Source organism: Cedecea sp. B1(4), from assembly GCF_059414925.1.
The window spans coordinates 365,020-389,224 of record NZ_JCAHMZ010000002.1 but is presented as its reverse complement, the minus strand read 5'-3'; the positions used below and the strand labels follow the sequence as shown (position 1 = coordinate 389,224).

Sequence of the window (24,205 nt, the reverse complement as noted above, 5' to 3'; positions counted from 1 at the left end):
GAAAAACCCACTCAGAAGTGAGTACTCTTGGACACATCTGAAGAGCAGGTTTTTCCACTAACACAGCTTATTCAGATGAGGCTCTTTTAGTAAATCAGCGCATGAATTCAGGTCATTTTTATGACGGTTTTTGTCTTAAACACGCATTCTGTGGCTGCTGACTATACTGTCGACTCGCGCAGCTTATTTACTAAAAGAGTTTAACATTATCAGGAGAGCATTATGGCTGTAACTAATGTCGCGGAACTGAACGCCCTCGTAGAGCGCGTAAAGAAAGCCCAGCGTGAATATGCCAACTTTACTCAAGAGCAAGTCGATAAGATTTTCCGTGCTGCCGCCCTGGCCGCTGCCGACGCTCGAATCCCCCTGGCTAAATTAGCCGTCGCTGAATCCGGTATGGGTATCGTCGAAGATAAAGTGATTAAAAACCACTTCGCTTCTGAATATATCTATAACGCTTATAAAGATGAGAAAACCTGCGGTGTGCTGTCTGAAGACGACACCTTCGGTACCATCACGATTGCCGAACCTGTCGGTATCATCTGCGGTATCGTGCCAACCACTAACCCAACTTCAACCGCCATTTTCAAATCGCTGATCAGCCTGAAAACCCGTAACGCGATCATCTTCTCCCCGCACCCACGCGCTAAAGATGCAACCAACAAAGCAGCAGACATTGTTCTGCAGGCTGCAATCGCGGCGGGCGCACCAAAAGATCTGATCGGCTGGATTGATCAACCTTCCGTCGAGCTGTCTAACGCCCTGATGCACCACCCGGACATCAACATGATTCTGGCGACCGGTGGCCCAGGCATGGTTAAAGCTGCTTACAGCTCCGGTAAACCGGCTATCGGCGTAGGCGCAGGTAACACACCTGTTGTGGTAGACGAAACTGCCGACGTAAAACGTGCTGTTGCGTCTATTTTGATGTCAAAAACCTTCGACAACGGCGTTATCTGTGCGTCTGAACAGTCCGTCATCGTTGTTGATTCTGTATATAACGCCGTTCGCGAACGTTTCGCCAGCCACGGCGGTTACCTGCTGCAGGGCAAAGAGCTGAAAGCCGTTCAGGACATCATCCTGAAGAATGGTGCGCTTAACGCCGCGATTGTGGGCCAGCCGGCAGCCAAAATTGCAGAACTGGCTGGCTTCACCGTACCAGCAGACACCAAAATCCTGATCGGTGAAGTGTCTGTAGTAGATGAGTCCGAGCCGTTTGCTCATGAAAAACTGTCCCCTACCCTTGCCATGTACCGCGCTAAAAACTTTGAAGACGCGGTAGTAAAAGCAGAGAAACTGGTTGAGATGGGCGGTATCGGCCATACCTCTTGCCTTTATACCGACCAGGACAATCAGCCTGCGCGCGTTAAGTTCTTCGGCGACAAAATGAAGACCGCACGTATCCTGATTAACACTCCGGCTTCTCAGGGGGGTATCGGTGACCTGTATAACTTCAAACTTGCGCCGTCTCTGACGCTGGGTTGTGGTTCATGGGGCGGTAACTCCATCTCCGAAAACGTGGGTCCTAAGCACCTGATCAACAAGAAAACCGTTGCTAAGCGAGCTGAGAACATGCTGTGGCATAAACTTCCGAAATCTATCTACTTCCGCCGTGGCTCTCTGCCAATTGCGCTGGATGAAGTGATTACTGATGGCCACAAACGTGCGCTGATTGTGACCGACCGTTTCCTGTTCAATAATGGCTATGCCGATCAGATCACCTCCGTGCTGAAAGCCGCTGGCGTAGAAACCGAAGTCTTCTTCGAAGTTGAAGCTGACCCTACACTGACCGTTGTTCGTAAGGGTGCTGAACTAGCAAACTCCTTCAAACCAGACGTGATCATTGCGCTGGGCGGCGGCTCCCCAATGGATGCAGCCAAAATCATGTGGGTCATGTACGAGCACCCAGAAACCCACTTCGAAGAACTGGCGCTGCGCTTTATGGATATCCGTAAACGTATCTACAAGTTCCCGAAAATGGGCGTGAAAGCGAAGATGATTGCGGTCACCACCACGTCCGGTACCGGTTCTGAAGTCACACCGTTTGCGGTTGTTACCGACGATGCAACCGGCCAGAAATACCCGCTGGCTGACTACGCGCTGACCCCGGACATGGCAATTGTTGATGCTAACCTGGTGATGGAAATGCCTAAGTCGCTTTGCGCCTTTGGTGGTCTGGATGCCGTGACCCACGCGCTAGAAGCTTACGTTTCCGTCCTGGCAAGCGAATTCTCTGACGGCCAGGCTCTGCAGGCACTCAAACTGCTGAAAGAAAACCTGCCAGCTTCCTATAATGAAGGGTCTAAGAATCCGGTTGCGCGTGAACGTGTTCACAACGCAGCGACTATCGCCGGTATCGCGTTTGCTAACGCCTTCCTGGGCGTGTGCCACTCCATGGCTCACAAACTGGGTTCTCAGTTCCACATTCCGCACGGTCTGGCGAACGCCCTGCTGATTTCCAACGTTATTCGCTATAACGCGAACGACAACCCAACCAAGCAGACGGCTTTCAGCCAGTACGACCGTCCACAGGCTCGTCGCCGCTACGCTGAAATCGCCGACCACCTGGGTCTGACCGCAGCGGGTGACCGTACCGCGGCTAAGATTGAGAAACTGCTGGCATGGCTGGAATCAATCAAAGCTGAACTGGGTATTCCTAAGTCCATCCGCGAAGCAGGCGTGCAGGAAGCAGACTTCCTGGCACACGTAGATAAACTGTCTGAAGATGCCTTTGACGACCAGTGCACCGGCGCTAACCCACGCTATCCGCTGATTTCTGAGCTGAAACAGATTCTGCTGGATACCTACTACGGCCGTCCGTTTGTTGAAGGTGCTGCGGCTAAAGAAGCTGCACCAGCGGCAAAAGCTGACAAAAAAGCCAAGAAAACGGCTTAATCGGTAGCCCTTAAAATGCAAAACCCGCCTTTTGGCGGGTTTTTTTCTGTCTGAATACGTCACTCAGGCCTGCACAGCATGTTTAATGTAGAAGCGTTACAGGAAGTTCTGGCCGGTGAATCAGTTGCCCTGAATGGCCTGTAGAGAGCCTTTAAGCAAGGCTTCTTTGTAATGCTTACGGCAGACCGAAACATAGCGCTCATTCCCACCTATCACCACCTGCTCACCCTCATTATAAGGCCGACCTTCCTGATCGAGACGCAGCACCATACTGGCTTTACGGCCACAGAAACAAATCGTTTTCAGCTCAACCAATTTGTCAGACAGCGCCAGCAGGTACTGACTACCGCTAAATAACTCCCCGCGAAAATCCGTTCGCAGCCCGTAGCATAAAACAGGAATATCCAGCTCATCGACAACATCAGATAAAGCATAAACCTGCTCTTTAGATAAAAATTGGCTCTCGTCCACCAGAACGCAGTGTATCGGGGCAGATTGCTGTTCGGCGCGGATGTCGGCCAGCAGGTCGGTTGTCGGATTATAAAGCCGGGCCGGGGAAGACAGACCAATACGCGAACTGACCTTACCCACACCAAAACGATTATCAATTTCGGCGGTGTAGACCAGCGTACGCATCCCTCTTTCCTGGTAATTCCAGGATGACTGAAGTAGCGCCGTCGATTTTCCCGCATTCATTGCTGAGTAGTAAAAATAGAGTTGAGCCATTGCACCCGTTGCCTGAATCAAAAGTGTAAATTATGTTTCGGCGGATTGTACCACACTGTAACGTGCGGTGGATGGTGGATTACCTCGCTAAACATCAAGGTTAATTGTATCCGATATATTAATAAATCACGCTTATACATTGAGTAATAGCGGTATGCCGGATACATGAAACGGCTATGACGGATCGCCGATCCAGACGGGTTATCGCCTCTAATGAAATGGTTCACCTGCTCAATTATTATAAATTGTAAACGACCGCTATCCATCCTATGCCTAAATACCCGTGCTTGATATTTGATGATTAATGCGAAATTTTTATCTTTCCCTCATCATGACAAACCCTTTTGATGGCAGGGTTGTTGTCTAAAAATTGAGTCTTGAAGTGCCATTTCACGTGGTTTAGCGGCCAGGAATTAAGTTAACAGTATTTAAACTGCCACTTATATATCAGCAAATTTTGAATTACTTACATTCACGGCTATTGCAGAACCTAATATAACGCTCTATTATTAGCTCAAACGTCACCCCCCAATAATAAGTTTGAGATTACTACAATGAGCGAAGCACTTAAAATTCTGAACAACATCCGTACTCTTCGTGCCCAGGCAAGAGAATGCACCCTGGAAACTCTGGAAGAGATGCTGGAGAAATTAGAAGTTGTCGTTAACGAACGTCGTGAAGAAGAAAACGCGGCGGCGGCTGAAGTTGAAGAGCGCACTCGTAAACTTCAGCAATACCGTGAAATGCTGATTGCTGACGGCATCGACCCTAACGAACTGCTGAACAGCATTGCCGCTGTTAAATCTGCAGGTAAAGCGAAGCGCGCTGCGCGCCCTGCTAAATACCAGTACATCGACGAAAACGGCGAAACTAAAACCTGGACTGGCCAGGGCCGTACTCCAGCAGTTATCAAGAAAGCAATGGATGAGCAAGGTAAGAAACTGGAAGACTTCCTGCTGTAATCCTCTCAGTGCTGCTTATTAAGATCCCGCTCCGGCGGGATTTTTTATTTGTGACGCACTTCATTTTAATGCCCCTGCCATGAACCACTTTAGTAAAACAATCCTATAACAGCTTACGTTTCTTTATTAATGAATCGTATTTAATATCTTTAGATACAATACCTGTCCTTTAGTACAGTTAATTTCTCCCGCTAATCATCAGGTTAAGCCTGACGCAGATTTATCTGACGTTAAGATAATCCATTTCTCGGGCTGATATACTCCATAAGCGTTATCAACTAAAAATGTGGCATTACTACATATAGTTGAATCCTTGCCTAAACAAAGTGGGGAATCCTGCCTGAAGATCGCATGCCGAGAGATTATTGAGTATCCCATACGTTGCTTTTATCTCGCTTACGCCGAGACTGGTTCGCCCCACATACGCGCCGTGAAGTATATTACTGCCATTTTTATCGCTCATATTTACACGGCCCATTGTTATCCGCGTTTAGTCGCTCGCTTATCTTTCTGCTTCAGATGCACCCTAATGTTCAAATAACGAGCACAGCCCTTTACCTTAACCCCTATAAAGGTTTTGTCGGTCGAGAACGGCAGAATATTGCAGGAACACGGCTGAAAAGCCCTGTAGAAGCCTAATAGCGGGGATTTAAAATCTTAGGAGTAGTACGGAGAAGGAGAACGTGACCGGCAGCGTACAGGCTCTCTGGTGCGCTGTCGTGCCGGTCACGATAAATAACAACAGACGGGCGTTATTTAAACAATATTAATCGAAGCACCGCGGCCGATTGCGTAATAAACAAAACCACGCTTATTCAGTCTTTCTGGATCATAAAGATTACGACCATCGAAGATGACCGGCTGCTTCAGGGATTTCTTCATCAGATCGAAATCCGGAGCCTTAAAGCTCTGCCACTCGGTACAAACCACAAGCGCATCCGCGCCCTGCAGGGCCGCTTCTTTGGTTCCCATCAGCCTTAAATCACTGCGGTGGCCGTAAATACGCTGAGTTTCATCCATGGCTTCTGGATCGAAAGCCTGAATCTCTGCGCCTCGTTCCCACAGTGCCTCAATCAGCACCCGGCTGGAGGCTTCACGCATATCGTCTGTATTAGGCTTGAAAGAAAGTCCCCAAAGCGCAAAGGTTTTGCCTTTCAGATCCTGGCCGAAGTGGCGGGTCACGAATTCAGGCAGCTTTTGCTTCTGAGCATAGTTAACCTCTTCGACCGCCTGCAGAATTTTTGGCGTGTAGCCAATCTGCTCTGCGGTGCGAATCAGCGCCTGAACATCTTTCGGGAAGCAGGAGCCACCGTAGCCGCAGCCAGGATAGATGAAGCTGTAGCCAATCCGGGAATCAGACCCGATACCCATTCGCACTTTCTCGATGTCAGCCCCGAGACGTTCGGCCAGGTTAGCAATCTCGTTCATGAAGCTGATTTTGGTCGCCAGCATGCAGTTAGCGGCGTATTTAGTCAGCTCGGCGCTGCGGATATCCATCAGAATCATGCGATCGTGATTACGGTTGAACGGTTCGTACAGCTCACGAAGCAGGTCAATAACCTCTTCGTTATCCGTCCCGATGACGATACGCTCAGGGCGCATGCAGTCGGCAACCGCGGCACCTTCTTTCAGGAACTCGGGGTTAGAAACCACATCAAAGTTAATCTCCAGACCGCGAGATTTCAGGGTTTCTTCCATCACCGCACGGACTTTGTCTGCCGTGCCAACGGGTACCGTTGACTTGTCGATGACGACTTTATGTGAATCCATGTACTGCGCAATGGTACGCGCAACGGAAGTCACGTATTTCAGGTCAGCGGAACCGTCTTCATCCGGCGGAGTCCCCACGGCGATATAGTGCATTTCGCCATGGTTGACGCCCTCTTCAGCATTGGTGCTGAACTGCAGGCGCCCTTCTTCATAATTTTTCTTCACCAACGGCGCTAGGCCTGGCTCAAAGATAGGGATTTCGCCTTTTTTCAGGTTTTCCACTTTCTTTGCGTCCACGTCGATGCACATGACGTCATGCCCAACATCAGCGAGCACGGCGGCCTGGACTAAACCAACGTAGCCAATACCAAATACGGTAACTTTCATCTTACCATCCTGCGTTGAATTAACTTATTTCTTCGCGCCAACGGTGGCTTCAAGCCAAGTTTTAAAGTCTGCACCCAGCGTGTTATGACGAATACCGTACTCAACAAACGCCTGCATATAGCCCAGCTTGTTGCCGCAGTCATGGCTCACGCCTTTCATGTGGTAGGCTTCAACGGTCTCTTTTTCCATCAGCATGGCGATAGAATCGGTGAGCTGAATTTCATCCCCGGCACCTGGAGGAGTTTTCGCCAGCAGCGGCCAGATATCCGCACTCAGCACATAGCGTCCGACAACGGCCAGATTGGATGGCGCAACGTCGGCTTTAGGTTTCTCAACAATCCCGACCATTGGCACGCTGTCGCCCGCAGAAAGCGCAGCACCTTTGCAGTCAACCACGCCATAAGCGGTTACATCCGCAACAGGTTCAACCATGATTTGGCTGTGTCCGGTCTCGTCAAAGCGGCGGATCATTTCAGCCAGGTTGTCCTGAGAAAGGTCGGATTCGAACTCATCCAGAATCACGTCCGGCAGGATCACCGCAACCGGCTCATCACCGACGACAGGATGCGCGCACATCACGGCGTGGCCCAGCCCTTTCGCCAGCCCCTGACGCACCTGCATAATGGTGACGTGCGGTGGGCAAATAGACTGCACTTCTTCCAGAAGCTGACGCTTAACGCGCTTCTCAAGCATGGCTTCCAGTTCAAAACTGGTGTCGAAGTGGTTCTCGATGGAATTTTTAGAAGAGTGGGTAACCAGTACAATCTCGGTAATACCGGCAGCGATACACTCATTAACGACATACTGAATCAGCGGTTTATCAACCAGCGGCAGCATCTCTTTTGGAATTGCCTTTGTTGCCGGCAACATACGCGTTCCCAACCCCGCAACCGGGATAACAGCTTTTCTTACTTTAGAATTAATGGCAGCCATTGAAAAAACCTCCAGGACTGTTCAAGTTTCACACTTGTCGTCAATTTAAAAACGCGGTTGAGTATATCAGCTTAAAAACGAAAACCGCCCCCCGTTTACTCCGGCAGCGGCTAATTTAAGACAAATACGATTAGGTTGGTCGCGATATTACCACCGCCCGAGTTCCAGGAAAAAAGCTAAATGTAATCAGTTGTTCCGTTGTTTATTCTGCAGACAACATCAGCCGTAAACGCCCACCGGAGCCCCACACCTGGCATTGCCAGGCTTCGCACCGCTGACTGATTTGATTGAGGTAGGCATTGCCCAGCGTCCCCAACGGCACGCCGTTGCTGACCTGGATTTGGTGCTCGCCGGTATTTAATGTGGCATTAAGCCCGGCGGAGACCAGAATGAGGTTTTTTAATCCGCTGTGATAATAACCCACAATGAGCGGAAATTGTCCGTTCAGGTTTGCCTGACGCAAAAGTTGATTGACCTGTTTTAGTAAATTACCCAGTTCAGGTAAACGCTGGCCCTGATGCGAAAGTTGTTCCTGTAATAATCCATTGAATAACGCTCTGAGCAACAGCGCGGCTAATACACCGTTATCGCCAGCACGGGTAACGTCTAAACAATAAAAAGCCAGATCATTATCTGAAAGTGGCGCAATATCGAGCACCAGACCAGGCTGATCGACGGCAATTAACTGGCGATAATTTATTCGGCAGCGCGACATAACCTGCTGGACCGGCGGCTGCAGTTCTTGCAGCAGCTTCGATGCAGCCTGAGGATCCCGTGCCAGCGCATCCCAATCCTGAAACAGCCGCTCCTCCTCTTCTACCCGGGAATTAAACATTGTGGGGTAGATACAGGACAGTACGGTCTCTTTTAATCGATTAAGATCTTTAATGGGTTTCAGCAACACATCCTGCACACCGAGCCGTAAAGCCTGGGCTATGTCAGACATATTTTCCGTCGCTGAAATAACTAAAATGGGCGTTTGATTACCTTCGTTACGGATATGCTCCACCAGTTCAAGGCCATTCATTCGTGGCATCGCCAGGTCACAAATCAGCAGATCCGGCGTAAATTGCCCCAGCTTCTCAAGCGCATCCATTCCGTCCCAGGCAAGCAGCGTGCCCGCGCCAAGCGACGTCAAATAGCTGTCCAGCAGAGAGCGGAAAACGGGCTCGTCTTCAACAATGAGGATCTGCTTTCCTTCCAGCGGGTAACTCATGCGCTTTCCTCTGCCTGGCAATATTTCAATAGTGGCACGGTATCGCAACGAGCGCCTGTCACAAACGGGTTAAGTATTAACTTAATCATGAGTACGAACCAGCGGCAGTAGCTCATCCATTTTTTTCTCAACCGCAAGGTAGCCTGCCGCGATAGCTTCGGACGCGCGATGAAAGTCGAGGGTGGAAATTTGCGGACAAAAGGGCTGCAGAAGAATATCGGGAGGATCGCCCGCCATGCGGTTACGCTTGAGGCGGTTTTCCAGCACCTGAATCGAGGTAGTCATAATTTCCATCGCCGTCGGCGTAACATTGGCCCGGCGGTGGGTCATTTTTCCCAAACGCTCCCGTAAACGACTGCGCCAGGACGCAGGCTGCGCCAGATTGTCCTCCCCGGCAGGCGTCATATTCACCGACAGCAGATCCTGCTGCATCAGGTGCGCATCGTGCTGCAAGTCCACCGCAATGACGATATCCGCACCCAGCGCACGAGTGAGCGAAATCGGCACCGGATTAACAATAGCGCCATCCACCAGCCAGTAACCGTTGTGCGCAACGGGAGACAGCAGCCCCGGCATGCTGCAGGAAGCGCGAATAGCCTGATGGAGGTCGCCGTCGGTAAACCACAGCTCTCGCCCGGTACTCAGGTTGGTGGCCACGGCACCAAATCTCATGCCACAGCCCTCAATAGCGGTTTCTGGAATGATTTTGCGAATATTGTTAAACACGCGTTCACCACGGAGCAGCCCGCCGCGACGCCAGGAAAGATCCATCAGACGCAGGACATCCCAGTAGCTGAATGATCGCACCCATCGCTCCATCACCGGCAACCGCTGGCTGGCATAGGCGGCACCGACCAGCGCGCCGACGGAACACCCTGCCACGATATCAATCTGAATCCCTGCTTTTTTTAACGCATTGATAACGCCAATGTGCGCCCATCCTTTGGCCGCACCCGACCCTAATGCCAGGCCGATCTTTACCTGTCTCATCACGCCTCGGTCAATCTTCCCCGGTAATCACTCCGTGACGCCAACGCCACCGCTCAGTTAACATAAGTGCTGCCGCCGTATTATTGGCGTCGTTTATTTTTTCCTGGAGATATTATGTTGCAACTTTGTCCCTGTGGCAGCGGTTTGGAGTATAGCTTATGTTGCCAGCCTTACCTAAGCGCGGCCCAGCATCCGCAACGCCCGTCACAGCTTATGCGCTCTCGTTACACCGCTTTTGTGAAGCAGGATGCGGATTATCTTGTTGCAAGCTGGCATGAAAGCTGCCGCCGTCCGTCGTTAAAATCAGAAATATCCACCGGCTTCGGCGACACGGAATGGCTCGGCCTGACGATATATGAAGAAGCTGAGGGCAAAGATGCCAACGAAGGATTTGTCAGCTTTGTTGCCCGTTTTCAGGAAAACGGCAAGCAAAACGCGATAATCGAACGCTCTCGTTTCGTCAGGGAAAGCGGTCAATGGTACTATATCGACGGCCTCCGCCCGCAGTTCGGTCGTAATGACCCCTGCCCTTGCGGTTCTGGAAAAAAATATAAAAAATGCTGCGGATGATAGCCTTCGCCGCATAACAGCATTATTGTTTCGCAAACACCGTTCAACAGGATTTATCTCTTCATGCAGGCATTACAACGTAAAGTTCTCCGCACAATCTGCCCCGATCAGAAGGGTCTCATCGCGCGAATCACTAACATTTGCTACAAACACGAACTCAATATTGTTCAGAACAACGAATTTGTCGATCATCGTACCGGCCGCTTCTTTATGCGTACCGAGCTTGAAGGCATTTTTAACGACACCACGCTGATGGCCGACCTGGACAGCGCGCTGCCGGAAGGCTCAATTCGTGAATTGACGCCTGCGGGCCGCCGTCGCATTGTTATTCTGGTCACCAAAGAAGCCCATTGTCTCGGCGATTTGCTGATGAAATCCACCTATGGCGGCCTGGACGTAGAAATCGCTGCCGTCATCGGCAATCACGAAACCCTACGTACCTTAGTGGAGCGTTTCGACATTCCGTTCCAGTTAGTCAGCCACGAAGGGATGACGCGCGAAGAGCACGACATGCAAATGGCCGATGCTATCGAAGCGCATAAACCAGACTACGTCGTGCTGGCCAAATACATGCGCGTATTGACGCCTGAGTTTGTCGCCCGCTTCCCGAACCAGATAATCAACATCCATCACTCGTTCCTGCCGGCGTTTATCGGCGCACGCCCTTACCACCAGGCCTACGAACGCGGCGTGAAAATTATCGGCGCCACCGCGCATTACGTTAATGATAATCTGGACGAAGGCCCGATCATCATGCAGGACGTGATCCACGTCGATCACACCTACACCGCCGACGACATGATGCGTGCCGGGCGTGACGTCGAGAAAAATGTGCTAAGCCGGGCGCTCTACGAAGTGCTGGCCCAGCGAGTCTTCGTTTACGGCAACCGTACGATTATTCTCTAATCACCCAGAAAATGAATTGGTTAGCTTTGCGGCGCTCAGCGTAAAAAAGCGGCAAACGATTCATTTTCCTCAAGTGAATGCTTTACAGCGGCGCTTCATTTGATATGATGCGCCCCGCTTCCACAGCGAAGCAGGCCAGTAACAAGCATTACCCCGTGGTGGGGTTCCCGAGCGGCCAAAGGGAGCAGACTGTAAATCTGCCGTCATCGACTTCGAAGGTTCGAATCCTTCCCCCACCACCATCTCAAAGCATTAACCCCTGGCGGGGTTCCCGAGCGGCCAAAGGGAGCAGACTGTAAATCTGCCGTCATCGACTTCGAAGGTTCGAATCCTTCCCCCGCCACCATATTCCAGAACAAATCCAAACCCAAAAGCTTGCACAATGTTCCAGTTTCCCGTTGGGGAAGAACGAGAAGCTTCGATTAAGGTTCGACTCACGTCAGTGAGAACGCGCTTGTGCGGTCATACTTCCCCTGCCTCCCTATTCCTGGCACCCGGGCTAATACTCTTATAAAACGCCTTTCTCTGTTGTTCTCTAAGAATAAAAAAGGCGAGCCAAACTCAGGCCCGCCGGTTGCACAGCCCTATTACATCACGGCATTTATGACAAAGAAACCGACCGCGGTCATTAACAGTGAACCCAGTACGTGAGCGAAAACGGACGCCAACGCCCAGGCATAATTCCCCCCCTGCAGCAGCGAAAACAGCTCAACAGAGAACGTTGAAAAAGTACTCATGCCGCCGCACAGGCCGGTGGTAATCAACAACTTCCAGCCGGGATCAAGCTGCGGCTGACGCAGAAAGAAAGCCATCGCGCCACCGATAATCAACCCGGCCAACAGGTTGACCGCCAGCGTACCGAGGGGCAAATGAGGGAAAAGGCCATTCAGACGTAACGCAAGGAGCCAGCGAATAACACACCCAGCCGAGCCGCCAACAATAACTGCAAACAGTGGTTTAACCATATTTCCCTCAAAAAGATCTAAACGATACGGTGTTGTTAAATAAGAACTTTGCTTTTAGCTTTTATGAATAAAAGCGCTACGTCCGGCAAAATGTGCATCTGCGCCTAGCGCCTGTTCAATTCGCATCAACTGATTATATTTTTCTACCCTTTCGCCCCGACAAGGCGCGCCGGTTTTCAGGTGCCCCGCACGCAAGGCAACCGTCATGTCCGCAATAAAGCTGTCCGTCGTTTCACCGCTGCGGTGCGAAATAAACGTTCCCCAGCCGTGCTGCTGGCAAAGTGCCACCGCGTCGAAGGTTTCGCTCAGGGTGCCTATCTGGTTCAGCTTGATCAGCGCCGCGTTAGCCAGGTTCTCTTCTATGCCACGTCGGATGTATTTCACGTTAGTCACGAAGAGATCGTCGCCCACCAGCTCGACCCTGTTGCCCAATTTTTGGTTCAGGTGCTTCCAACCTGCCCAGTCATTCTCGGCCAGCCCATCTTCAAGCAGCACAATAGGAAACTGGCCCAGCAGATCGGCATAATAGCCCGTCATCTCTTCGGCGCTAAGCGTGCTTTTTTCCGTTCTTAGGTGGTATTTACCCTCGGTATAGAATTCGCTGGAAGCGGGATCGATACAGATGCTGATATCTTCCCCTGGCCGGTAGCCCGCTTTCTCAATCGCCTGCACGATAAACTGCAAAGGTTGTTTATTAGAGGACACCGCCGGGGCAAATCCGCCTTCATCACCCACGGCTGTAGAAAGATCGTTATCCAGCAGGATCTGGCGAAGCGCCTGGTAGACTTCGCTCCCCTGGCGCACGGCTTCGGTCAGGCTGGCCGCACCATGTGGCGCAATCATAAACTCCTGAAAATCCGCTCCCTGCCCCCGGGCATGCACCCCGCCGTTAACAATATTCATGCAGGGAACCGGCAGCAGGTTCGCCCTCAGCCCACCGAGATAGCGAAACAGCGGCTGGCCGGTTACCTGAGCTGCAAGCCGCGCGACGGCCAAAGAAACACCGAGAATGGCGTTAGCCCCCAACCGTGCCTTGTTTTCCGTGCCGTCCAGCGCCAGCAGAATATCATCCACCCGCCGCTGTTCACGGGCATCAACGCCCACAAGTGCCTGATGAATCTCGGTATTGATCGAATGCACTGCGTTCTGCACCCCCTTACCGTTGTAGCGCTGTTTATCGCCATCCCGTCGCTCTATGGCCTCCCTTGAACCCGTGCTGGCACCGGACGGAACCGAGGCCCGGGCCATAACCCCCTCTGTGGTATAAGCATCAACTTCAACGGTTGGGTTCCCACGAGAATCCAAAATTTCACGAGCAACTATTTTATCCAGCGTAAAATTCATGGTGATTACCTCATTGTTTGCCATCGATATGTTTAATCAGCACGTCAACATTCAGATGATTGACGTATTCCATCGAGTCAGAAGCGATCTGCCCCAGCCAGCGGTTGCGGTGCCCGGCCAGCACCAGGTCCACATCCAGTGAAGAAATGCATTTTTCAACGTCTTCAAAGCGGTTCAACGTCACCAGCTCCCGCGTTTTTACCGGCACGTTGACCGAGCGCACCAGCTCGCTAAACAACGCTTTCGCCTGAATCAGGTCGGCAGAAACGTTGTCATCCATTCGCGCATCGGAGACGTAATTCATCTCCCGGTAGTCTTCGCTGATGTGGACGAGGGTGATTTGGACGGGCAGCGCCCCGGCAAGGCGAGCGGCATGTTGAATCAGCACCTGTCCGTCGGTCTTGCCCTGAATAAGTACGAGAACGTGGGAGTAGAGGTTCATAACGGGCTCCTGGCGGGGTTGAGCTGGCTTTGCAGCCAGGGGAGAAGCTGTTTTTTGCGACTCATCATACCCGGCATCACGCGGGGCTGCGCCCCAGGTATCAATGAAGAGGTGGAGAAATAGAGTTCAGATGCACAAGCATTAATATCGGTCACCATCAACACGACAAGATCGACATCGGCGTCGGCCGCATGCAGGTTCATTTCTTCCAGCAGAGCATTCAATTGAGGAGCAAGTTGCGTTAGAGAGTAGAGTTCCAGTTGCGCAATTTTTAGCCGAACACCGTTGATGTCAAAACGCTTGAGATCTTTGTGCAGCAGCTCCCTCGCGCTCAGCCCCGCCACAGAGGTCTTGGCCGTGAGCAGGTCGGCAATAAACTCTTCATAATCGATACCGATGCGCCCGGCCAGCTCATCCGCCGCCAGCCTATCCTCAGGTGTGGTCGTGGGCGAACGTAGCGCGACGGTGTCACTGAGCAGCGCGCCCAGGAGCAAAATAGCCTCGCTGGCAGAGATCCCGGCCCGAAGTCGGGCGTCCATAAGCTGCCAGATCACCGTGGCCGTGCTGCCTACGGGTTTGATGCACACCTCCGGCGGCAACCGGGTAATCAGCCCGCCCAAACGGTGATGATCGATGATCCCAACAATATTGCCGGTGATAAGCGAGTCTGGCCCTTGCCCCGGCTCGTTAAAATCCACCAGCCAGATGTCTTTGTTGCTCAGAGAAGACGAGAGAAGCCCGGGCAGAGGAAAAGCGGCACGGGAGAAAATTAGTTCAGTTTCACGGTTAACCTCGCCGCAGCGCCACGCCTGTGCCGTGCGGCCCCGCAGCGTTAACCAGCGAGCAACCATCACGGCGCTGCAAACGGCATCGCTGTCGGGATGAAGGTGACCAATAACATGTATCATGGCTCGAGCCCCGTTAAGGGAAGCATGCAGAGCCGGCGGGTAAACGTTGACCAGCCTGACATGCCTCTTGGATTAAAAGAGTCATACCAGGCGTCATCAGCCTCTGAACGAGGCGGTTGGGGGAAGGTGGAACGCCATCACCTTGCGAAGTATTGTGAACCCTTCCCCTCAGGGTTTCAAGCGGGTTTTACGGTTTCAAGCGCTGGCCCTGCTCATCCACAACCGGCTCGCCGTCCTCTTTACTGAACGCGCCCTGCTGCGCTTCAGGCAGGATATCCAGCACGCGTTCCGAAGGGCGGCAAAGTCTCGTCCCCCGCTCAGTCACCACAATCGGGCGGTTAATTAACAGCGGGTACTGCACCATCAACTCAATGAGTTGCTCCTCGCTGAATTGCCCTTTCTCCAGCCCTAAAACTTCATAAGGCTCAACGTTTTTGCGCAGCAGCTCACGGGCTCCGATCGCCATGTCGGCCAACAGCCCGGCAAGTTCTTCACGGGACGGTGGCGTCTCGAGGTAATAGATTATCGTGGGCTCCGTGCAGCTATTGCGGATCATCGCCAGCGCGTTGCGGGACGTGCCGCACTCAGGATTGTGGTAAATCGTAATGTTGCTCATAGACAGTTGCTCAGCGAGAGAAAGAAAGGCGCAGGGCAAGCGCCGCGAGCGTGACGAGCAGCACCGGCAGCGTCATCACAACACCGGTTCGGAAGTAATAACCCCAGCTGATAGTAAGCTTCTTCTGGGCAAGCACATGCAGCCACAGCAGCGTGGCAAGGCTACCAATTGGCGTAATTTTAGGCCCGAGATCGCAGCCGATAATGTTGGCGTAAATCATCGCTTCTTTAATAACGCCGCCCGCGATGCTGCCCTCAATCGACAAGGCCCCCACCAGCACCGTGGGCATGTTGTTCATCACGGACGACAGGAAGGCGGTAATAAGCCCCGTCCCAAGCGTCGCCGTCCAAAGCCCATGCTGCGCCAGCACGTTGAGCAAGCCGGAAAGCTGGTCAGTCAAACCGGCGTTGCGCAGGCCATAAACCACCAGATACATCCCGAGAGAGAAAATCACAATCTGCCAGGGCGCACCGCGCAGCACTTTGCCGGTATTGATCGCCTGCCCTTTTTTCGCCACCGCCAGCAGAATCAACGCCCCCACGGCGGCTATCGCACTGACCGGGATCCCGAGCGGCTCCAGAGCAAAAAAGCCCACCAGCAGCAGGACAAGGACAATCCAGCCCGCCTTGAACGTAGCCGGGTCCCTGATGGCGCTGGCCGGGATTTGCAACAGTTCAAGGTCGTAAACCGGGGGAATCTCTTTGCGGAAATACAGATGCAGCATGATAAGCGTGGCCACAATCGCGGCGAGGTTGACCGGCACCATCACCGAGGCGTATTCGCTGAACCCAAGCTGGAAGAAGTCAGCGGAAACGATATTCACCAGGTTAGAAACAATCAGCGGCAAACTTGCCGTATCGGCGATAAAGCCCGCGGCCATCACGAAGGCCAGCGTCGCGCCGGGGCTAAAGCCGAGGGCCAGCAGCATGGCGATAACAATCGGCGTCAGAATCAGCGCCGCGCCATCATTGGCAAACAGCGCCGCCACCGCTGCCCCAAGCAGCACAATCCAGGAGAACAGCAGCCGCCCATTCCCCTTTCCCCAGCGGGCAACGTGCAATGCCGCCCACTCAAAAAAACCAGACTCATCCAGCAGCAGGCTAATGATAATCACCGCGATAAAGGTCGCCGTAGCATTCCAGACAATTGCCCACACTACGGGAATATCGGCGACCTGAACTACGCCAGTCGCCAATGCCAGCCCCGCGCCCAGCGCTGCACTCCAGCCAATTCCCAACCCGCGCGGCTGCCAGATAACCAGCCCCAGGGTAAGAAGAAATAGTGTTCCTGCTAAAACTATGTTCACTCCCGCGTCAGTAAAACAACGCATTCACATGTGAAAAAACGAATATGTTTAATTAAATTTTTTTTACTGGCAAAGTGCCATAGCCCCGCTAGCCTCTATGCGTTTCAAACGCTCCAGCACTTCATGGCCCTGGCTTTGCCAGGCCTGCTCAATGACCGCCGCCGCCCACGCGGGCATGTGGGGTGAAAGGCGATAATAAACCCATTTCCCCTCTCTTCTGTCCTGCAGCAAACCGCCCTCGCGCAACATCGCCAAATGCCGGGAGACCTTAGGCTGCGGCAGGTTCAGCACAGCAGTTAGTTCGCAGACGCAAAGCTCGCTTTTCGCTCTTAGCAGCAGCGTGATAGCCAGCCGGGTTTCTTCCGACAAATGTTTAAAAAGCTGTAAGGGCGTCAGTGCAGTCATGGCGAGATCTCTTGAATAGACGCTGCCATAGTAAAGCTCACGGCGTTAAAGTCAACTTTCATATTCGAAAAAACGAATTTGTTTATCGTGTAAAAAGCCCGGCATATACCGGGCTTGTGATAATTCATGCAGGCTAGCGGCGAGCGCGGACAATCTGGTATTTGCGCGTCAGGTATTCCACCGGCGCGCTCCAGATATGCACGAGGCGCGAGAACGGGAACAGCAGGAACAGCGTCATGCCCAGCACCAGATGAACGCGGAAAATAAACGCCACGCCGTCGAGGTAGTCAGATGCGCCACCGCGGAAGGTGACCACGTGCTGCGCCCAGTTCACCAGCTTCATCATTTCGCTGCCGTCCATATGCTGGGCGGAGAACGGAATAGTGCCGAGGCCCAGCGCACACTGGAGCATCAACAGGCTAAGGATCAGGATATCGGCCCCGGTGGTGGTAGCGCGAACGCGTGGGCTGAACAAGCGGCGCTTCAGCAGCAGCAGGCCGCCCACCAGCGTCATCACGCCGCTGGCTCCCCCGGCAAACATGGCCATTTTCTGTTTAATTTCTAGCGGCAAAAACGCCTCGTACATCCAGTGCGGCGTCAGCATGCCAAGGAAGTGCCCGGCAAAGATCCCAAGAATACCGAAATGAAACAGGTTTGAGGCCAGGTTCATGCCCTTGCGATCCAGCATCTGGCTGGACGCTGCGCGCCAGGTGTACTGCCCGTAGTCATAGCGCAGCCAGCTGCCAATCAGGAACACGGCACCGCAAAGGTACGGGTAGATATCAAAGAAGAAGACGTTGAGAAAATGCATTATTTCCCTCCTGCTATATTCAGGTACTGCGGAGCCACCGCCCCGGCAAAACGGCGCTGGTGTGCGGTAATGTCAGTCTCTCCGCAGCTGTCATCGGCCATGAATTTCACCTGCTCCTCTTCCCACACCGCATCCAGCGCCTGAGGCGTGTCGTCGCGCGCTTCGTTAGCAATTTGCTGGCGGACCGTTTCGACGCTGACGTCGCTTTCAGCAAGAGCAATCAGCAGATCGAAGAGCTGTGCATAGTCGCTCTCACGCTGTTTCAGACGCGCGCTGAGCAAAGCCAGGATCGGCGCGATGTCCTGCAGCCCGCCCTGCGCTTCTGCTCGCGTGCGCTGGGACAGGTATTCCAGATAAAGCGGCAAATGGTCCGGCAGTTCGCGGCTGTCAATTTCCAGCCCGGCCTGCTCATACTGGTTCATCAGGTTAACCATCGCCTGGCCCCGATCGCGCGATTCACCGTGAACGTGCTCGAAGAGCAACAGCGAAGTGGCTCTGCCCCGGTCGAATAGCTCGCTGTAGCTGGATTGCGCGTCCAGCAGCTCCCGCTGGCAGAGTGAGTCGATAAACCCATCCAGACTGGCGCGCTGCATTTCCGTTAATGTCTCGCTTTGGGCCAGCGCCTCATGCAGCTCCTGATGATGCTGCCACAGGGCAGCATCCGGGTACTCCAGCAGGCGGGAGATAATCAGTAGTTCAATCATGGGTGCGGCTCCGTTTTGCTCGAGACGTCGATAGCGTCAATCCGACGGCTGTTGAACAGATTGAAGTTGGTGTCGCTGCCGTGACAGCCGTCGCCGAAGCTAAAGCCGCAGCCGCTGTGCTCAGGGAAAGAGTTCTCAGCCAGTTCGCGATGGCTGGTCGGCACCACAAAACGATCTTCGTAGTTAGCGATAGCCAGGTAGCGGTACATCTCCTGCGCCTGAGCTTCGGTTAGTCCCACCTCTTCCAGCGCGCGCGTGTCGATCACGCCTTCAACGGTTTCAGCACGTTTGTAGTGACGCATCGCCATCATGCGCTTCAGCGCCCGCAGCACCGGCGCGGTGTCCCCGGCGGTCAGCAGGTTGGCCAGGTACTCCACCGGAATACGCAAGCTTTCGACGTCAGGTAGAATGCCGGTGTGCGGCAGTTGGCCCGCATCGCTTGCGGACTGAATCGGCGACAGCGGCGGCACGTACCAGACCATCGGCAGCGTGCGATACTCCGGGTGCAGCGGCAGAGCCAGCTTCCAGTCCATCGCCATTTTGTACACCGGTGACTGCTGAGCCGCCGTAATAACTCCCTGCGGGATACCGTCTTTCAGCGCTTGCGCAATGACCGCCGGATCGTTCGGATCCAGGAATACGTCCAGCTGGCGCTGATACAGATCTTTTTCGTTTTCCGTGCTGGCCGCCTGCTCAATCGCATCGGCGTCATACAGCAGTACGCCGAGGTAGCGAATACGCCCTACGCAGGTTTCTGAGCAGACCGTCGGCATCCCCGCTTCAATGCGCGGGTAGCAGAAGATGCACTTCTCGGACTTGCCGCTTTTCCAGTTGAAGTAGATTTTTTTGTACGGGCAGCCGGTGATGCACATCCGCCAGCCACGGCATTTATCCTGATCAATCAGCACAATGCCGTCTTCTTCACGCTTGTAGATGGCCCCGCTCGGACAGGTGGCGACGCAGGCCGGGTTCAGGCAGTGCTCGCACAAGCGCGGCAGGTACATCATGAAGGTGTTTTCGAACTGGCCGTACATCGCCTTTTGCATATTGACGAAGTTCTGGTCCTGCGCGCGTTTTTCAAATTCGCCGCCAAGCAGCTCTTCCCAGTTCGGGCCAGCTTCGATTTTGTTCATCCGCTGGCCGGTAATCAGCGAACGAGGCCGGGCCACGGGCTGCGCTTTGCTGCCTTCCGGCGCGGTGTGCAGGTTCTGGTAGTCGTAGTCAAACGGCTCGTAATAATCGTCGATCCCCGGTAAATGCGGGTTAGCGAAGATTTTACCCAGCAGCATCGCGCGGTTGCCCATGCGGGGCTGCAGCTTGCCGTTGATTTTGCGGATCCAGCCCCCCTTCCATTTGTCCTGGTTTTCCCAGTCGTTTGGGTAGCCCAGGCCAGGCTTGGTTTCCACGTTGTTAAACCACGCGTATTCCGTTCCTTCGCGGCTGGTCCAGACGTTTTTGCAGGTCACCGAGCAGGTATGGCAGCCGATGCATTTGTCCAGATTCAGCACCATGCCAATTTGTGAACGAATTTTCATTTTACGCTCTCCTGTACCTGGTCATTGCCTTCGCCGTCTAACCAGTTAATCTCTTTCATTTTGCGAACCACCACGAACTCATCGCGGTTAGAGCCGACCGTGCCGTAATAGTTAAAGCTGTAGGCCAGTTGGGCGTAGCCGCCAATCATGTGGGTTGGCTTCAGCGTGATGCGGGTCACCGAGTTATGAATGCCGCCACGCTGGCCGGTGATTTCAGAGCCCGGCAGGTTCATGATGCGTTCCTGCGCGTGGTACATCATCGTCATCCCGGCCGGAACGCGCTGGCTCACTACCGCGCGCGCCGCCAGCGCCCCGTTTTTGTTAAACACTTCAACCCAGTCGTTATCGGCGATGCCGATTTCTTTTGCATCTGCTTCACACAGCCAGATAATTGGCCCCCCGCGCCCCAGCGTCAGCATTAACAGGTTGTCGCTGTAGGTGGAGTGGATGCCCCACTTCTGATGCGGGGTCAGGAAGTTAAGCGCTTTTTCCGGGTTGCCGTTAGACTTGTGGCCCATCATGCCGTCCACGGAACGGGTATCAATCGGCGGACGGTACACCACGAGGCTCTCGCCAAAGTCGCGCATCCACTGGTGATCCTGATAAAGCTGCTGGCGCCCAGACAGGGTGCGCCACGGGATCAGCTCGTGCACGTTGGTGTAGCCTGCGTTATAAGAGACATGTTCGTCCTCCAGGCCGGACCAGGTCGGGCTGGAGATAATTTTGCGCGGCTGAACCTGAATGTCGCGGAAGCGAATCTTCTCTTCTTCTTTCGGCAATGCGAGGTGCGTGTGATCGCGACCGGTAAATTCACCGAGCGCGGCCCAGGCTTTCACCGCCACCTGGCCGTTGGTTTCCGGCGCCAGGCTGAGCACAACCTCGGCGGCATCAATGGCCGTGTTGATCATAGGCTGCCCTTTAGCCGGGCCGTCGGTCTTCACGTAGTTGAGCTTGCGCAGGAACTCGACTTCTTTTTCGGTATTCCAGCTAATGCCTTTCCCGCCGTTGCCCATTTTCTCCAACAGCGGCCCGACGGAGGTGAAGCGTTCGTACGTCGCCGGATAGTCGCGCTCAACGGCAATAATGTGCGGCGCGGTTTTGCCTGGGATTAGGTCACATTCGCCTTTCTTCCAGTCCATAACGCCATACGGTTGAGCCAGTTCAGCGGCCGAGTCGTGCTGAATCGGCAGCGTCACAACATCGGTCTCTTTACCGAGGTGGCCAACGCAAACTTCGGAGAACTTCTTCGCGATGCTTTTGTAGATTTCCCAGTCGCTTTTCGACTCCCAGCAAGGATCCACGGCGGCGGAGAACGGGTGAATAAACGGATGCATATCCGAAGTGTTCAGATCTTCTTTCTCATACCAGGTGGCGGTCGGCAGCACAATGTCGGAATACAGGCAGGTGCTCGACAGGCGGAAGTCCAGGGTGACCACCAGATCCAGCTTGCCGTCCAGGCCGTTATCGACCCATTCCACCTCCTCCGGCATCAGCCCGCCTTCCTGGCCCAGATCTTTCCCCTGAATGCCGTGCTCGGTGCCCAGCAGGTATTTGAGCATAAATTCATGCCCCTTCCCGGAAGAGCCCAGCAGGTTCGAACGCCAGATAAACATGTTGCGCGGATGGTTATAGCCGGAGTCAGGCTGCTCCGCCGCAAAGCGGATGCCGCCGGATTTAAGTTGTTCAACGGTGTAATCCACCGGCGACATTCCGGCCTCTTTCGCCCGGTCAGCAATGCGCAGCGGGTTAGTGCCAAGCTGCGGCGCAGACGGCAGCCAGCCCATGCGTTCGGCGCGCACGTTGAAGTCGATCAGGTGGCCGGTGTAGCGGGACTTATCCGCCAGCGGCGACAGGAACTCATCCGCCGTCACCGTCTCGTAGCGCCACTGACTGGAGTGGTTATAGAAGTAGGAGGTGCTGTTCATGTGGCGAGGCGGACGCTGCCAGTCGAGGGCAAACGCCAGCGGCATCCAGCCGGTCTGCGGACGCAGTTTTTCCTGACCGACGTAGTGGCCCCAGCCGCCGCCGCTCTGCCCGATACTGCCGCAGAAGATCAGCATATTGATAAGCCCGCGGTAGGCCATATCCATATGGAACCAGTGGTTCACGCCCGCGCCAACGATAATCATCGAGCGGCCGTGGGTTTTGTCCGCGTTATCCGCGAACTCACGGGCAATGCGCACGATATCCTGGCGAGGTACACCGGTGATCTGCTCGGCCCAGGCTGGCGTATAGGCCTTCATTTCATCGTAGCTGCTGGCGCAGTTATCATCGTTCAGGCCGCGATCCAGGCCGTAGTTAGCCAGGGTGAGATCGTAAACCGTTGCCACCAGCACGCTTGAGCCATCCGCCAGCTGCAGGCGTTTAACCGGTAGCTTATGCAGCAGTACGTCTTTCAGTTTGACGTTGTCGAAATGCTCGGTGCTCTCACCGCCAAAGTACGGGAAGCCCACCTCGGCAACTTCATCATGACTGCCCAGCAGGCTCAGGCGCAGCGAGGTTTCTTCCCCGGTGCTGCCGTCACGCTGCTCGAGGTTCCACTTGCCTTTTTCACCCCAGCGGAAGCCAATGGATCCGTTAGGTGCAACCAGCTCGCCGGACTGATCAGCCAGCGCCACGGTTTTCCACTGAGGATTATTTTCCTGGCCGAGACTGTCGACCAGGTCTGCCGCACGCAGCAAATTCGCCGGGGCATAGAAGCCGTCACGGGCTTCCAGCGTCACCAGCATCGGCATATCGGTGTAGCGACGAACGTAGTCGGTGAAGTACTGGCTTGGTTTGTCGAGATGGAATTCCCGCAGCATAACGTGGCCCATTGCCATCGCCATCGCGGCATCCGTCCCCTGCTTCGGCGCCAGCCACTGGTCGCACAGCTTGGAGATTTCCGCATAGTCCGGCGTGACGGCAACCGTTTTGGTGCCTTTGTAGCGGACTTCAGTGAAGAAGTGGGCGTCAGGGGTACGCGTCTGCGGGACGTTAGAGCCCCAGGCGATGATGTAACCGGCGTTGTACCAGTCCGCGGACTCCGGTACGTCAGTCTGCTCGCCCCAGGTTTGTGGAGACGCTGGCGGCAGGTCGCAGTACCAGTCGTAGAAGCTCATGCAGGTGCCGCCGATAAGCGACATATAGCGGGTGCCTGCGGCGTAAGAAACCATCGACATGGCCGGGATCGGCGAGAAGCCGGTGATGCGGTCCGGGCCGTAGGTTTTTGCGGTATAGACGTTCGCCGCCGCGATCAGCTCGTTAACCTCTTCCCAGGTCGAACGAACAAATCCCCCGCGGCCACGCGCCTGTTTGTAACTTTTGGCTTTGTCGGGATCGTTAATGATCGATGCCCAGGCTTCAACCGGATCGTTATGCTGCGTTTTCGCTTCGCGCCACAGCTTGATCAGACGTTTACGCATCTGCGGGTACTTCAGACGGTTGGCGCTGTAGAGATACCATGAGTAGCTTGCCCCGCGCGGGCAGCCGCGAGGTTCGTGGTTCGGCATATCCGGACGGGTACGCGGGTAGTCCGTTTGCTGGGTTTCCCAGGTCACCAGGCCGCTTTTGACATAAATCTTCCAGCTGCAGGAGCCGGTACAGTTCACGCCGTGCGTGGAGCGCACCACTTTGTCATGCTGCCAGCGCTGGCGATACCCTTCTTCCCAGTCGCGATTGGTATCGAGTAGCTGGCCGTGTCCATTGGCGAAGGTTTCTCCCTTCTGCCTGAAATAACGAAACCGGTCGAGGAACTTGCTCATCGGGATACTCCTGATGTGGAGCCTGGTGGCTCTTCTGGTGAAATCGACATTGCTTGATGCCCGAGACGGTAACGCCTCGAAAGCTGGGGATTTTTGATAACGATCAACTGCTTCTGGTGTGTTTTTTGGGC

At 54.0% G+C, this 24,205-nt stretch carries 20 protein-coding genes, 2 tRNA genes and 1 riboswitch; of the genes, 6 read left to right on the top strand and 16 right to left on the bottom strand.

The window, feature by feature from the left end:
- Positions 1–222 precede the first annotated feature (222 nt).
- Positions 223–2,895, top strand: a complete 2,673-nt coding sequence (gene adhE / locus ACR6JA_RS05285) for a bifunctional acetaldehyde-CoA/alcohol dehydrogenase (protein WP_213716205.1) — start codon at positions 223–225, stop codon at positions 2,893–2,895.
- A 120-nt stretch (positions 2,896–3,015) separates the two neighbouring features.
- On the opposite strand, the gene tdk is transcribed toward adhE, so the two are convergent.
- The gene (gene tdk, locus ACR6JA_RS05280) at positions 3,016–3,621 is read right to left on the bottom strand and encodes a thymidine kinase (protein ID WP_039303730.1); all 606 of its coding nucleotides are present in this window, start codon (positions 3,619–3,621) and stop codon (positions 3,016–3,018) included.
- A gap of 554 nt (positions 3,622–4,175) precedes the next feature.
- Between tdk and hns the strand changes: the two genes are divergently transcribed.
- Positions 4,176–4,583, top strand: a complete 408-nt coding sequence (hns, locus tag ACR6JA_RS05275) for a histone-like nucleoid-structuring protein H-NS (protein ID WP_008454242.1) — start codon at positions 4,176–4,178, stop codon at positions 4,581–4,583.
- A 756-nt stretch (positions 4,584–5,339) separates the two neighbouring features.
- On the opposite strand, the gene ACR6JA_RS05270 is transcribed toward hns, so the two are convergent.
- The 4 genes from ACR6JA_RS05270 to rssA all read right to left on the bottom strand — a co-directional run bounded on the left by ACR6JA_RS05270 (position 5,340) and on the right by rssA (position 9,819).
- Entirely contained in the window at positions 5,340–6,680 is a 1,341-nt protein-coding gene (locus ACR6JA_RS05270; RefSeq protein ID WP_166873320.1) for a UDP-glucose dehydrogenase family protein, read from the bottom strand.
- 24 nt (positions 6,681–6,704) lie between these two features.
- Positions 6,705–7,613 carry a UTP--glucose-1-phosphate uridylyltransferase GalU gene (gene galU / locus ACR6JA_RS05265; protein WP_008454237.1) on the bottom strand — a complete coding sequence of 303 codons (909 nt, stop codon included), beginning with the start codon at positions 7,611–7,613 and terminating at the stop codon, positions 6,705–6,707.
- A 202-nt stretch (positions 7,614–7,815) separates the two neighbouring features.
- The gene (gene rssB / locus ACR6JA_RS05260; protein WP_008454235.1) at positions 7,816–8,829 is read right to left on the bottom strand and encodes a two-component system response regulator RssB; all 1,014 of its coding nucleotides are present in this window, start codon (positions 8,827–8,829) and stop codon (positions 7,816–7,818) included.
- Between the two features lie 81 nt (positions 8,830–8,910).
- On the bottom strand, positions 8,911–9,819 hold the full coding sequence (gene rssA / locus ACR6JA_RS05255) for a patatin-like phospholipase RssA (protein WP_166873314.1): 909 nt from the start codon (positions 9,817–9,819) through the stop codon (positions 8,911–8,913).
- Positions 9,820–9,933: 114 nt separating this feature from the next.
- Here rssA and ACR6JA_RS05250 point away from each other — a divergent pair, with 114 nt between their 5' ends.
- The 4 genes from ACR6JA_RS05250 to ACR6JA_RS05235 all read left to right on the top strand — a co-directional run bounded on the left by ACR6JA_RS05250 (position 9,934) and on the right by ACR6JA_RS05235 (position 11,641).
- Positions 9,934–10,389, top strand: a complete 456-nt coding sequence (locus ACR6JA_RS05250) for a YchJ family protein (protein ID WP_494492999.1) — start codon at positions 9,934–9,936, stop codon at positions 10,387–10,389.
- A 63-nt stretch (positions 10,390–10,452) separates the two neighbouring features.
- Positions 10,453–11,295 carry a formyltetrahydrofolate deformylase gene (gene purU, locus ACR6JA_RS05245; RefSeq protein WP_008454230.1) on the top strand — a complete coding sequence of 281 codons (843 nt, stop codon included), beginning with the start codon at positions 10,453–10,455 and terminating at the stop codon, positions 11,293–11,295.
- Between the two features lie 157 nt (positions 11,296–11,452).
- Positions 11,453–11,537 (top strand) — tRNA-Tyr (locus ACR6JA_RS05240).
- A gap of 19 nt (positions 11,538–11,556) precedes the next feature.
- Positions 11,557–11,641, top strand: a tRNA-Tyr gene (locus tag ACR6JA_RS05235).
- A gap of 241 nt (positions 11,642–11,882) precedes the next feature.
- On the opposite strand, the gene crcB is transcribed toward ACR6JA_RS05235, so the two are convergent.
- From crcB to ACR6JA_RS05180, 11 genes are all read right to left on the bottom strand, one after another.
- The gene (gene crcB / locus ACR6JA_RS05230) at positions 11,883–12,260 is read right to left on the bottom strand and encodes a fluoride efflux transporter CrcB (RefSeq protein WP_494492998.1); all 378 of its coding nucleotides are present in this window, start codon (positions 12,258–12,260) and stop codon (positions 11,883–11,885) included.
- Positions 12,261–12,314: 54 nt separating this feature from the next.
- On the bottom strand, positions 12,315–13,604 hold the full coding sequence (gene eno / locus ACR6JA_RS05225) for a phosphopyruvate hydratase (RefSeq protein WP_494492997.1): 1,290 nt from the start codon (positions 13,602–13,604) through the stop codon (positions 12,315–12,317).
- 10 nt (positions 13,605–13,614) lie between these two features.
- Positions 13,615–14,046 carry a universal stress protein gene (locus tag ACR6JA_RS05220; protein WP_008454225.1) on the bottom strand — a complete coding sequence of 144 codons (432 nt, stop codon included), beginning with the start codon at positions 14,044–14,046 and terminating at the stop codon, positions 13,615–13,617.
- On the bottom strand, positions 14,043–14,954 hold the full coding sequence (locus ACR6JA_RS05215) for a DHH family phosphoesterase (RefSeq protein WP_494492996.1): 912 nt from the start codon (positions 14,952–14,954) through the stop codon (positions 14,043–14,045). The genes ACR6JA_RS05220 and ACR6JA_RS05215 overlap by 4 nt, the downstream gene beginning before the upstream one ends.
- A gap of 80 nt (positions 14,955–15,034) precedes the next feature.
- Positions 15,035–15,105, bottom strand: a riboswitch (Fluoride riboswitch).
- 36 nt (positions 15,106–15,141) lie between these two features.
- Positions 15,142–15,570 carry a glutaredoxin-dependent arsenate reductase gene (arsC, locus tag ACR6JA_RS05210; protein WP_494492995.1) on the bottom strand — a complete coding sequence of 143 codons (429 nt, stop codon included), beginning with the start codon at positions 15,568–15,570 and terminating at the stop codon, positions 15,142–15,144.
- Positions 15,571–15,580: 10 nt separating this feature from the next.
- Positions 15,581–16,870: an arsenic transporter gene (locus ACR6JA_RS05205; protein WP_494493261.1), complete on the bottom strand. Its 1,290-nt coding sequence runs from the start codon at positions 16,868–16,870 to the stop codon at positions 15,581–15,583.
- A 69-nt stretch (positions 16,871–16,939) separates the two neighbouring features.
- On the bottom strand, positions 16,940–17,281 hold the full coding sequence (locus ACR6JA_RS05200) for a metalloregulator ArsR/SmtB family transcription factor (RefSeq protein ID WP_213716212.1): 342 nt from the start codon (positions 17,279–17,281) through the stop codon (positions 16,940–16,942).
- Positions 17,282–17,414: 133 nt separating this feature from the next.
- On the bottom strand, positions 17,415–18,092 hold the full coding sequence (gene narI, locus ACR6JA_RS05195; protein ID WP_008454218.1) for a respiratory nitrate reductase subunit gamma: 678 nt from the start codon (positions 18,090–18,092) through the stop codon (positions 17,415–17,417).
- Positions 18,092–18,796 (bottom strand): nitrate reductase molybdenum cofactor assembly chaperone, encoded by a 705-nt coding sequence (narJ, locus tag ACR6JA_RS05190; protein ID WP_494492994.1) that lies wholly within the window; start codon positions 18,794–18,796, stop codon positions 18,092–18,094. The genes narI and narJ overlap by 1 nt, the downstream gene beginning before the upstream one ends.
- The gene (gene narH / locus ACR6JA_RS05185; protein WP_213716214.1) at positions 18,793–20,331 is read right to left on the bottom strand and encodes a nitrate reductase subunit beta; all 1,539 of its coding nucleotides are present in this window, start codon (positions 20,329–20,331) and stop codon (positions 18,793–18,795) included. The genes narJ and narH overlap by 4 nt, the downstream gene beginning before the upstream one ends.
- Positions 20,328–24,074, bottom strand: coding sequence for a nitrate reductase subunit alpha (locus ACR6JA_RS05180; RefSeq protein ID WP_494492993.1), 3,747 nt, complete (start codon positions 24,072–24,074; stop codon positions 20,328–20,330). Before ACR6JA_RS05180 ends, narH begins: the two co-directional genes overlap by 4 nt.
- Between the last annotated feature and the right edge of the window lie 131 nt (positions 24,075–24,205).

Coding starts and splice junctions, on each gene's coding strand:
- ACR6JA_RS05220 (WP_008454225.1), bottom strand. CDS start 14,046: ATGAACCTCTACTCCCACGTTCTCGTACTTATTCAGGGCAAGACCGAC.
- ACR6JA_RS05250 (WP_494492999.1), top strand. CDS start 9,934: ATGTTGCAACTTTGTCCCTGTGGCAGCGGTTTGGAGTATAGCTTATGT.
- narH (WP_213716214.1), bottom strand. CDS start 20,331: ATGAAAATTCGTTCACAAATTGGCATGGTGCTGAATCTGGACAAATGC.
- adhE (WP_213716205.1), top strand. CDS start 223: ATGGCTGTAACTAATGTCGCGGAACTGAACGCCCTCGTAGAGCGCGTA.
- galU (WP_008454237.1), bottom strand. CDS start 7,613: ATGGCTGCCATTAATTCTAAAGTAAGAAAAGCTGTTATCCCGGTTGCG.
- narJ (WP_494492994.1), bottom strand. CDS start 18,796: ATGATTGAACTACTGATTATCTCCCGCCTGCTGGAGTACCCGGATGCT.
- purU (WP_008454230.1), top strand. CDS start 10,453: ATGCAGGCATTACAACGTAAAGTTCTCCGCACAATCTGCCCCGATCAG.
- ACR6JA_RS05200 (WP_213716212.1), bottom strand. CDS start 17,281: ATGACTGCACTGACGCCCTTACAGCTTTTTAAACATTTGTCGGAAGAA.
- tdk (WP_039303730.1), bottom strand. CDS start 3,621: ATGGCTCAACTCTATTTTTACTACTCAGCAATGAATGCGGGAAAATCG.
- hns (WP_008454242.1), top strand. CDS start 4,176: ATGAGCGAAGCACTTAAAATTCTGAACAACATCCGTACTCTTCGTGCC.
- eno (WP_494492997.1), bottom strand. CDS start 13,604: ATGAATTTTACGCTGGATAAAATAGTTGCTCGTGAAATTTTGGATTCT.
- arsC (WP_494492995.1), bottom strand. CDS start 15,570: ATGAGCAACATTACGATTTACCACAATCCTGAGTGCGGCACGTCCCGC.
- narI (WP_008454218.1), bottom strand. CDS start 18,092: ATGCATTTTCTCAACGTCTTCTTCTTTGATATCTACCCGTACCTTTGC.
- crcB (WP_494492998.1), bottom strand. CDS start 12,260: ATGGTTAAACCACTGTTTGCAGTTATTGTTGGCGGCTCGGCTGGGTGT.
- ACR6JA_RS05180 (WP_494492993.1), bottom strand. CDS start 24,074: ATGAGCAAGTTCCTCGACCGGTTTCGTTATTTCAGGCAGAAGGGAGAA.
- rssA (WP_166873314.1), bottom strand. CDS start 9,819: ATGAGACAGGTAAAGATCGGCCTGGCATTAGGGTCGGGTGCGGCCAAA.
- ACR6JA_RS05270 (WP_166873320.1), bottom strand. CDS start 6,680: ATGAAAGTTACCGTATTTGGTATTGGCTACGTTGGTTTAGTCCAGGCC.
- rssB (WP_008454235.1), bottom strand. CDS start 8,829: ATGAGTTACCCGCTGGAAGGAAAGCAGATCCTCATTGTTGAAGACGAG.
- ACR6JA_RS05215 (WP_494492996.1), bottom strand. CDS start 14,954: ATGATACATGTTATTGGTCACCTTCATCCCGACAGCGATGCCGTTTGC.